A 10,026-nucleotide genomic window follows, 5' to 3' on the forward strand; every position below is an offset into this window, starting at 1 on the left:
CTCGTTGAGGAACGTGAGGCTGTAGCCGAATAGGATGCCCCAGCCGGCGGCGAGCGCAACGAACAGCGCGATCCAGCGCTTCGAGACGGCACGAACCTGTCCGCCGCCCTGCTCCGCCGGGCCCGCGTCGAGCCCCACCGCCATGGCCATCCCGTCCTCCCCTCAGCGGACCGTGCGCACCGGACGCCGACACCCCTCGCGACCCTCGACCGACGCCGTGTCGGCGCCAAGTCGCCGCCAAGTCGCCGCCCCGCACGTCGGGTCCGGGCACCGGTCGCCAGGACCATCCGCTCCTAGAACCTTTGCGCGAACGCCGCGGGATGCGCCGAATACGCATTGCGGGCGACGAAATGTTAACCGGTCTTCCGTCTCGGGAAATCCCTAAACCGCGCGAATACGGCGGCGTGGCGGCGACGGATTGCCTGTGGGTCTTCGACGTAACACTTCCGACGTTGCATTCGTGCCATGGCGGGGCTGCCGATTCACTGCCATGTTCGGCAGCCGATCCGTTCAGGACGCGCCTTCGAGGCACCCGATCCCCCGCGATGAGATGCTTCGCCACGGCCCTTGTGATCGCCCTCGCCGTCGGGCCGGCCGCGGCGCAGACGCGGCAGGCGACGCCGCGGATCGCCTGCGCCGACGCGATGGCGCTGGTGAAGCGCGGCGGCGACGTGACGATCGCGGTCGGCGCCGGACAGCCCGAGCGCGTCGTGCGCGACCGCAGCTTCTGCGACCTGTCCGAGATCGCCGAGCTCCGTCTCGTGCCTACTCGCGACAACCCGCAATGCCCGATCGGCTATCGCTGCCGCGAGCCCGGCTTCGAGGATTGGAACTGGTAGGCCGCCCGTTCACGCGCGGTTGAGCGTCGCGCGCCTCTTGGTGCCACGATCTCGCCACGACCCGCCTTCACTGCCGCCGGGAGGGCTCCGACAACGGAGCCGACCACCAAGATCACCGGGAGACGCGCGTGGCCGCACTTCGAAGCGGGCTCGGCTTGCAGGCCGTGCTCACGGCGCTTGCCGCCCTCGTGCTGCTGGCGGCGCCCGGCGTGCCTTCCCCGCCGCTCTACGTGTCGCTCGCGGGCTTCGCGATGGCCGGCATCCTGCTCGCCTCGGCCAACCTCTCCGCCTACCTGAAGGTCTTCGTCGCGGTCTACGGGATCGGCTACCTTGTGCTGGCCGGTGGCAAGACCCTGGCGGCGATGAGCCTGCTGCCGCCGACGCTGGCCGCCCTGCTGCCGCCGGCCTTCGCGGCCACCGGTGCTGTCGTGTTCGGCGGCCTCGTCCTCGCGATCTCCTACCTCAAGCCGATCCGCGCAATCACCCTGATCGCCGACCCCTACTTCGCCAGCCGCGAAGCGCCGACCGCGGAGATCGGCCCGTTCCGGTTCTTCGGCAATACCGAGGGCAAGGTCGGGCAGCGGCTGGTGGCGCTGTCGATCTTCATCACCTTCGCGCAGGTGGCGCTGCAGCTGCGCCTGAACTTCTGGTTCCGAGACCTGTTCAACGCCCTGCAGGAGTACAATGCCGACGCGTTCTGGTACCAGCTCGTCTGGATCTTCGCGCCGCTGGCCACGGTCTGGGTCGTGGTCGGCATGTTCGACACCTTCGTCGACGCGTCGCTCCACCTGCGCTGGCGCACTTGGCTGACCCGAAGCTTCTACGAGCGCTGGCTCGACGGCGGCACGCATTACCGCATCCCCTTCACCGGCGAGCACGCCGACAACCCGGATCAGCGCATCCAGAGCGACGTCAACCTGTTCATCTCGCAGACGACGACGCTCTCGATCCGCCTGCTGTCGCAGGCCGCGACCTTGGTCTCGTTCATGGTCATCCTGTGGGGGCTGTCGCGCGACTTCGTGCTTCCGTTCACCGACACCGTCGTGCCGGGCTTCCTCGTCTGGCTCGTGGTCGGCTACGCCCTGGTCGGCACCTGGCTGACGCATGTGATCGGGCGGCCGCTGATTGGTCTCGACTTCCGGCAGGAGAAGGTCGAGGCCGACTTCCGCTTCTCGCTGGCCCGGTCGCGGATCTATTCCGAGCAGATCGCGCTGCTGCGCGGCGAGCGCGCCGAGAACGTCAGGCTGAAGAGCCTCTTCCACGAGATCATCCACAACTACCTCGGCATCATCTACCGGCGGATCAAGCTCGGCAGCTTCACGCTGTCCTACAGTCAGATCAGCGTGGTGTTCCCCTACATCCTCGCGGCGCCGAGCTACTTCCTGAAGAAGATCACCCTCGGGCAGTTCCAGCAGACCGGCGACGCCTTCTCGAGCGTGCAGTCGTCGCTGTCGTTCTTCATCAACTCCTACGTCACGATCGCGGCCTACAAGGCCAACACCAACCGTCTCGCGTCGTTCAAGCGCGCGATGACGCTGGCCGAGGCGTATTCCGCGGCGACCGACGGGCTCGGCCACGGCAACGCCAGCAAGGCCGACGTGACCGCCACGGGGCTGACCCTCGCCCTGCCCGACGGGCGGACCATCGTCACAGCCGACGGCCTGTCCCTGACCAAGGGCGCGGCGACCCTGCTCACCGGCCCGTCCGGCTCGGGCAAGTCGACCCTGTTCCGTGCCATCGCCGGCATCTGGCCGTTCGGCAAGGGCCGGATCGACGTCCCGGCCGGCCAGTCGGCCCTGGTGCTGCCGCAGCGCCCCTACATCCCGCTCGGAACCCTGCGCGGCGCCGTGTGCTACCCGAACACTACGGACCAGTTTCCGGACGCTGCGATCCGCGAGGCCCTTGTCGCGGCGCAGCTGCCGGCGCTGGCCGACCGCCTCGACGAGATCGACGCCTGGGACCAGCGCCTGTCCGGTGGCGAGCAGCAGCGCCTGGCCATCGCCCGCGCGGTGCTGGCCAAGCCCGAATGGCTCTTCCTCGACGAATCGACCGCCGCGCTGGACGAGGCGAGCGAGGCCGGCATCTATCGCATGCTGCGCGAGAGGCTGCCCGGGACCACGATCGTCTCGATCGGGCATCGCTCGACGCTGCACGCGCACCACGAGCGCCGGGTCGACATGCAGGCGACGGGTGACGGATTGTTCAGCCCGCGCGAGCTTCGCGCCGTCGCGCCGGCCGAATAGAGCATCCGCCGCAACGAAGGCTCGCATGTCGAGCCGGCTTTTCAATGATCGAAGGGCGAGACGGGACGAATCACCAATCGCAATTGCCGATCGGGAATAAGAAAGGAACCCTCACGCAGTCGTGACGTTTGTACCCCGCTATCAAGAAACTGCGGAGAAACGCATGACCAAGATCACGACTTTCGCCAGCGCCGCCGCCCTCGTCCTGATGTCGTCGGCAGCCTTCGCGGCGCCCTGCTCGACCGGGACCACGGTCACGCCGAACAAGGACGCCAGCAAGTCCTCGACGGTCGATCCGAGCGCCACCGCCAACACCAGCCCCGGCGCCAAGGGCGAGTCCCCCGGCACGGTCGGCGCGATGAACAAGGCGGGCTCCGCCGCGACCGCCACCTCGCCCGCCGACGTGAACGCGCAGGACAAGGGCAAGCCGACCGCCGCGCAGGCCGCCAGCAACGATTGCTGATCGACTTCGATCGCAGCTGAGATTGCGCCCGCTCCGGGAGACCGGGGCGGGCGTTTTCGCGCGTTTAGAGCATGTTGCATGATCTCCGGATCATGCAACATGCTCTGTCCTATTGCGTGGTCGCATTTTCTTCACGCGAGCCGGCGTCCACCTCGCTCGAAAATGCTTTAGCCGCGCAGCCCCGTCGCCACGAGGGCGCACTTCCGGATTGCGTCCACGTCCGGCGCACCGGGCTTCACCACCCAGCTTCCGCCGACGCAGAGCACCGCACCGAGCGCCAGCCATTCCGGCGCCGTCGCCTCCGAGATGCCGCCGGTCGGGCAGAACCGGACCTGGCCGAACGGCGCGGCCAGCGCCTTCAGCGCCTTGATCCCGCCCGAAGCCTCCGCCGGAAAGAACTTGAACCGGTCGAGCCCGTGGTCGAGGCCGCGCATGATGTCGGCGGCGTTCGAGACCCCCGGTAGGTAGGGGATGCCGCGCTTCAGCGCCGCCTCGGTGAGCGGCGCGGTGAGGCCCGGGCTGACGATGAAGGTCGCGCCAGCCTCGATCGCCGCGTCGAGGTCGCGCTCGTTGAGCACTGTTCCGGCGCCCACCACCGCGCCCTCCACCCGCGACATCGCGCGGATCACGTCCAACGCCGCCGGCGTGCGCAGGGTGACTTCGAGCGCTGTAAGCCCGCCCTCGACCAGGGCGCGGGCGATCGGCTCGGCGTGCTCGACCTCCTCGATCACGAGGACGGGGATCACGGGGACGGAGCGCATCAGCGCGTCGATGCCGGTCATGGTGCGTTCCTTGTCCATTGATCTCAAAGGCCGGCGGCGGCGAGCATCGCCGAGGCGCCCTGCTCGGCTCCGTCCGCGCCGTGGCGCATGAAGGCGAACAGCTCGCGCCCGGTGCCGGTGGCCGGCGGCGGTGCCACGGCGTCGTCGCGGGCGGCGAGTTCGGCGTCGTCGACGAGCACCTGCAGCAGGCCCTCTTCCGCGCTGAGGCGCACGATGTCGCCGTCGCGGATCTTAGCGATCAGGCCGCCGCCCAGCGCCTCGGGGCTGAGGTGGATCGCCGCCGGCACCTTACCTGAAGCGCCCGACATCCGCCCGTCGGTGACGAGGGCGACCTTGTGGCCGCGATCCTGGAGGACGCCGAGCTGCGGTGTGAGCTTGTGCAGCTCCGGCATCCCGTTGGCGCGGGGACCCTGGAAGCGCACCACCACGACCACGTCGCGCTCGAGCTCGCCCGCCTTGAACGCCTTCAGCACGTCGTCCTGGTGGTCGAAGACGCGGGCCGGCGCCTCGATCGTGCGGCGATGCTCCTCGACCGCGCTGGTCTTGAAGGTGGCACGGCCGAGGTTGCCCTTGACCAGCCGCATCCCGCCGTCCGCCTGGAACGGCGCGGCGGGCTTGCGCAGCATCGTGTCGTCCAGGCTCTCGGGCACCGCATCCTCGAACGTGAGGTCGTCCCCCGAGAGCTTCGGGTCGCGGGCGTGGTCGCGCAGGCGCGCACCGGACACGGTGAGGATGTCGTCGTGCAGCAGCCCGGCATCGATCAGGCTCGCCATGACGAAGCTCATGCCGCCGGCCGCGTGGAAGTGGTTCACGTCGCCCGAGCCGTTCGGGTAGACGCGGGCGATCAGCGGCACCACGGCCGAGAGCCGGTCGAAATCCTCCCAGTCGAGGACGATGCCGGCGGCGCGCGCCATCGCCGGCAGGTGGATCGCGTGGTTGGTCGAGCCGCCGGTGGCGAGCAGCCCCACCACCGCGTTGACGATCGCCTTCTCGTCGATGCAGCGCCCGAGCGGCCGGTAATCGTTGCCCGATGCGCCGATCTCCGACAGGCGGTGGATCGCAGCGCGCGTGACCGCCTGGCGCAGCTTGGTGCCCGGGTTGATAAACGAGGCGCCCGGCATGTGCAGGCCCATCACGTCCATCATCATCTGGTTGGAGTTGGCGGTGCCGTAGAACGTGCAGGTGCCGGCGCCGTGATAAGAGGCGGATTCGGATTCCAGCAGCTCCTCGCGGCCGACCTTTCCCTCGGCATAGAGCTGGCGGACGCGCTGCTTCTCCTTGTTGGCGATGCCGGTCGGCATGGGGCCTGCCGGAATCAGGATCGTCGGCAGGTGGCCGAAGCGCAGCGCGCCGATGATCAGGCCCGGCACGATCTTGTCGCAGATGCCGAGGAGCGCGGCGCCGTCGAACATGCCGTGGCTCAGCGCCACCGCGGCCGACAACGCGATCGTGTCGCGCGAGAACAGCGACAGCTCCATGCCGCGCTGGCCTTGCGTGACGCCGTCGCACATGGCCGGCGTGCCGCCCGCGACCTGCGCCGTCGCGCCGACCTCGCGGGCGAACAGCTTGATCTGCTCGGGGTAGCGTCCGTAGGGCTGATGCGCCGACAGCATGTCGTTGTAGGCGGTGACGATGCCGATGTTCATCGCCCGGCCCGAGCGGATCGCGGCCTTGTCCTCGCCCGACGCCGCGAAGCCGTGGGCGAGGTTGCCGCAAGCGAGCGTCGGCCGATGCACGCCGGATTCGCGCTCGCGCCGGATCAGGTCGAGGTAGGCGGCCCGGGAATCGCGCGAGCGCGCGACCACGCGCGCCGTCACGGCCGCGACCACCGGATGGATCTCTGTCATCGCAAGTCCTCTCGACGGCCCGGATGCGAAACGCTCCGGGGCCGTCCTGTGCGCTGCCGACTTTGGGCCAGCCGACGAAGATACAAGCCCCTACGCCTCCGAGCCGACCGCAAGATGGCAGGACAGACCGGGGACTTAAGTCTCAATACTGCCAGAAGATCCGCTGCAGCTCCTTGGTGTCGCTGGTCTTGGTCAGCGCCACCGCCGCGAGGATCTTGGCCTTCTGCGGGTTCAGGTCGTGGGCGACGACCCAATCGTAGCTGTCGTCCGGCTGCTCGGCGTTGCGCAGGACGAAGCCGTCGGGCACGCGCGAGGAGCGGATGATCAGCGTGCCCTTCGCGCGGATGTCCTTCAGCGTGTCCACGAGGTAGGCCGGCACCGAGCCGTTGCCGGTGCCCGCGTTGACGATCGCCTTGGCGCCGGCGTCGACCGCGGCCTTGTAGGCGCCGGGGAACATGTTGCCCGAGCCGTAGACGATGGCGACCAGCGGCAGCGCGTCGATCGTGTCGATGTCGAACTCGGAGCTGGTGCCGTGGCGCTTGTCGAGGCTGCGGAAGAAGTAGGTCTTGCCCTCGACCACCATGCCGAGCGAGCCCCACTGGCTGAAGAACGCGCTCGGAACGATGTTGGTGCGCTTGGTGGCGTCGCGGCCGGACTGGATCTGGTCGTTCATCGTCACCATGACGCCCTTGCCGACCGCCTCCTTGCTGCCGGCCACCGCGACCGCATCGAGCAGGTTGAGCGCGCCGTCGGCGGAGATGGCGGTGGAGGGGCGCATCGAGCCGACCACGACGATCGGCTTGTCGGTCTTCACCACGAGGTTGAGGAACAGCGAGGTCTCCTCGAGCGTGTCGGTGCCGTGGGTGATGACCACGCCGTCGACGTCGCTCTGCTTGACCAGCTGCGACACGCGTTTGGCCAGCTGCACGAGCTGCGCGTCGGTGAAGCTCTCGGAAGCGATCTGGAAGACCTGCTCGCCGCGGACGTTGGCGATGGCCGACATCTGCGGCACCGCCGCGATCAGCTTGTCGACCCCGACCTTGGCCGCCTGATACGTCGCGCTGTTGGCCGCGTCCGCGCCGGCGCCGGCGATGGTGCCGCCGGTGGCGAGGATCACCACGTTCGGCTTGCCGACCTTGGCCTCCACCGCCGCGTCGGACATCTCGCGCCCGATCGCCGCCCCGGGCAGCGACAGGCTCGCGAGGAGAAGGGCCGCGAGCGCGGCGCACCGGCTGGATCTGACAGGAAGCATCGACACCCCTTCGTATGGATCGCCGCGGCGCGGCGCACCGGCCGCATCGTAGGCCGGCCCATCCGCGAGGCAAGAACGAAGCCGTTCGTTCGCGCGACCGAGCCGCGCGACCGTCACGCCGGATCGAAGCGGCAGCTTGAGCGTTGAAGACGGGTCGTCCCCCGGGAAAGGCGCCGCCATGCTGACCTTCGCCAGCCTTCTGCGGGAAGTCGAGGCCAACGCCCCCGCCCGCGAGGCGATGTCCCTCCTCGACACGGCGCTCGCCCGCCGCACCTCCGACGAGCAAGGCGCGTTCTGGCGGGCGATCGACATCTACTACGTGTCTCGCAAGGCGCCCGGCGCCGAGGCGAAACCCGAACCGCCTGCATTGGTCGCTGCGACGCAGGCACCGTAGCGCCCGCGCTTCATCCGTCCGTGTCCACGCTTCGGTCACGTCGGACTTGCGCGCCGGCCTCGCTTCGGCCGATCACGCGGGACGCGCGGTCGCCAGCGGCCCGGATCAAGCAGGAACCCCATGTCCGAACCCGACGACGAGCCGCTCGACGCCGTCTCGCGCCTCTACGCGAAGATGCTGGCGATGGAGATCGTGATGGGCGTGCTGATCGGGCGCCTGTCCGAGGAGGACCCGGAGGTGCGCGAGGACGTGAAGCGCGACGTCGCCGTTCTCCTGGCCGACATGCCGATCGATGGCGCAAGCGAGGAGCTGATCGCCGGCGAAGTCCGGCGCGCCGCGGAGGCCATGACCAGCGTGCGCATCGCCTGAAATCCGCGCCGTCAGGCGAAGGGGTTCTTCACCACCGTCGGCGCGGTCGTCGATTCGGCGACCTCGGCCGGCAAATCCGCTGCCTCGAGCGCGGCGACCACGGCGTCGACCGTGGCCTTCAGCGCGCGCGCCTGCGCCAGGCCGGCCTTGTCCCGCGTGATGTCGAGGGAGCCGTGCAGCGCGATCGTGTCGGGGCCGTTCTCGAACGCCAGTGCGCCGACGGTCCTCACCGCCGCCGCATCCGCAAAGGGCTCGAAGGCGGGCTCGCCATCCTTGGGCTTCGTCATCGCAAAGGATCCTCAGAAGATCGAGCGGAGCAGCTGGCGCAGGGCGCGATGCAGGGCGCGCGCGGCCTCGTGGCCGAGCCAAGCGCGCCAAGTCTGCTCCCGACCCTGGGGGCGGTGGTCGGCGACGTCGTCGCGGGAATAGGCGCGCGGCTCGGGAAGCGTCATCGCCGAGGCCTTCTGGCTCGGCGACAGCGACGGGAACGCGTCGATCCCGGCGACGCCGCGCAAGGCGTCGAGGGAGATCGCCTGCCAGGTCCCGCCCGCATCGTTGGGCGCAAGGTAGGCGCCGCCCTCCCCCGCGACCGGATCGTAGATCGCCTTGAACATCTGGCTCGGCACCAGCACGCGGCCGTTGATCGAGGCGAGCGCGTCGCCCGCATAGACCGGCCCGGTCACGACGAAGAGCTGCCCGCGCCGGGTCGCGAGCCGGCGCGTGCTCTCCTCGATCGCCGCCCAGAGGCTTCGGTTCAGGGCGCGGTTCTGCGGGACGACGTTGGCCAGGCTGAAAGATTGTGCCTGCGCCGCGCCGGTCGGCATGTCGCCGGCCGGCGCGAGATGGCCCCGGTCGAACCCGCTGCGGACGTAGTCGTCGAGCCGCGCGCGCTCGTCGGCGGGGACGCGGTCCTCGTCGTGGAAGGCGTCGATCCGCTCGACCCGCCGCGCGTCCGAGACGCTCGCCCGGGTCAGCCGTTCGGCGGCGTAGAGCGGCGCGCGCGCCACCCCGGAATGCAGCACCGCATAGGCGTCGAAGCAGAGGGGCAGCGTCTTGGCGGCGAGCTTCGGATTCGTCAGTTCAGGGGAGCGGTTGTCGACGAACAAGGCCGGGCAGCGTTCCGCGGCGCGAACCGGACCGAGGCCGAGGATCAGGGCGACGAGGGCGATTCGTCCGCGGCTCAAGAGCACGCGCGAACCCTGCGCGGCCCCGACGGCGTCGGGCGCTCGCGCCAGGTGCAGGGGCGACCGAGCGTGCCCTCGAATGGGCGGACGTCGCGGTCGGGGGCGCCCGGCACGGTGCGAACCGGGCAGTCGCCGAGAAAGGCACACGCGAACGTGAACACGTCGTCGACCGGGCGCGGCTCGGCTTCCGCGCGCGCGCTGAAGACGAAGGCGAGAATCGATAGGAATCCGGACAGCACAGCACGGAGCAACGCGGGCCTCATGTGGCAGCGAGGGCACGAAAGTGGGAAAATCCAGGGATGAAACATTGATCGGATCCCACAAGGTCCGTAATTGGCATTATCATGACAGCGGCCGTACCAACGTTCCCGCGAGCGGGCGACGGCGAAACCGGCCGGAACGACCCCGTCGTCATAGGGGAGGTGGACCGCGCATCGGCCGCCTCGGATCGACGCGGCCTGCCACGGATGCCCTTCGGGCCGGAAGTCATAGCGAGCGAGTGGTTCATTGACACGTCAAGAAACATCCCCCTCGATTTTGGACGGTTTGTCTGAGACGTCTGCGTTGCGTCTGTTGCCGGAGAGCGACCTTCCGGCGGTTGCGGAGGCGGTTCGGTCTGAGATGATCGAGACCGTGTCGGTGACGGGCGGGCA

Annotated in this window: 10 protein-coding genes; 5 read left to right on the forward strand and 5 right to left on the reverse strand. The window is 69.3% G+C overall.

All coding sequences use genetic code 11. The features are described from left to right. Window positions 1–545: 545 nt before the first annotated feature. From FV226_RS25640 to FV226_RS25650, 3 genes are all read left to right on the forward strand, one after another. Window positions 546–839 carry a hypothetical protein gene (locus tag FV226_RS25640; protein ID WP_147754075.1) on the forward strand — a complete coding sequence of 98 codons (294 nt, stop codon included), beginning with the start codon at window positions 546–548 and terminating at the stop codon, window positions 837–839. A gap of 128 nt (window positions 840–967) precedes the next feature. Next, on the forward strand, window positions 968–3,082 hold the full coding sequence (locus tag FV226_RS25645; RefSeq protein WP_147765142.1) for an ABC transporter ATP-binding protein/permease: 2,115 nt from the start codon (window positions 968–970) through the stop codon (window positions 3,080–3,082). 163 nt (window positions 3,083–3,245) lie between these two features. Further along, window positions 3,246–3,545 carry a hypothetical protein gene (locus FV226_RS25650; RefSeq protein WP_147754077.1) on the forward strand — a complete coding sequence of 100 codons (300 nt, stop codon included), beginning with the start codon at window positions 3,246–3,248 and terminating at the stop codon, window positions 3,543–3,545. Between the two features lie 167 nt (window positions 3,546–3,712). Here FV226_RS25650 and eda read toward each other — a convergent pair whose 3' ends face one another. From eda to FV226_RS25665, 3 genes are all read right to left on the reverse strand, one after another. Beyond that, window positions 3,713–4,327: a bifunctional 4-hydroxy-2-oxoglutarate aldolase/2-dehydro-3-deoxy-phosphogluconate aldolase gene (eda, locus tag FV226_RS25655; protein WP_147765143.1), complete on the reverse strand. Its 615-nt coding sequence runs from the start codon at window positions 4,325–4,327 to the stop codon at window positions 3,713–3,715. Window positions 4,328–4,350: 23 nt separating this feature from the next. Continuing rightward, complete coding sequence (gene edd, locus FV226_RS25660) at window positions 4,351–6,174, reverse strand: phosphogluconate dehydratase (protein ID WP_147765144.1); 1,824 nt, start codon at window positions 6,172–6,174, stop codon at window positions 4,351–4,353. A gap of 142 nt (window positions 6,175–6,316) precedes the next feature. Next, the gene (locus FV226_RS25665; protein WP_246691739.1) at window positions 6,317–7,432 is read right to left on the reverse strand and encodes an asparaginase; all 1,116 of its coding nucleotides are present in this window, start codon (window positions 7,430–7,432) and stop codon (window positions 6,317–6,319) included. A 172-nt stretch (window positions 7,433–7,604) separates the two neighbouring features. Here FV226_RS25665 and FV226_RS25670 point away from each other — a divergent pair, with 172 nt between their 5' ends. Then, a complete protein-coding gene (locus FV226_RS25670; protein ID WP_147765146.1) occupies window positions 7,605–7,820 on the forward strand; it encodes a hypothetical protein in 216 nt (71 codons plus the stop codon). Window positions 7,821–7,940: 120 nt separating this feature from the next. After that, on the forward strand, window positions 7,941–8,189 hold the full coding sequence (locus FV226_RS25675) for a hypothetical protein (protein ID WP_147765147.1): 249 nt from the start codon (window positions 7,941–7,943) through the stop codon (window positions 8,187–8,189). 11 nt (window positions 8,190–8,200) lie between these two features. Here FV226_RS25675 and FV226_RS25680 read toward each other — a convergent pair whose 3' ends face one another. Together FV226_RS25680 and FV226_RS25685 are read right to left on the reverse strand one after the other, a co-directional pair. After that, the gene (locus FV226_RS25680) at window positions 8,201–8,476 is read right to left on the reverse strand and encodes a hypothetical protein (RefSeq protein ID WP_147765148.1); all 276 of its coding nucleotides are present in this window, start codon (window positions 8,474–8,476) and stop codon (window positions 8,201–8,203) included. Window positions 8,477–8,488: 12 nt separating this feature from the next. Continuing rightward, complete coding sequence (locus tag FV226_RS25685; protein WP_246685404.1) at window positions 8,489–9,358, reverse strand: DNA/RNA non-specific endonuclease; 870 nt, start codon at window positions 9,356–9,358, stop codon at window positions 8,489–8,491. Between the last annotated feature and the right edge of the window lie 668 nt (window positions 9,359–10,026).

This window comes from Methylobacterium sp. WL12, assembly GCF_008039475.1.
GTDB classification, from domain to species: Bacteria; Pseudomonadota; Alphaproteobacteria; order Rhizobiales; family Beijerinckiaceae; genus Methylobacterium; species Methylobacterium cerastii.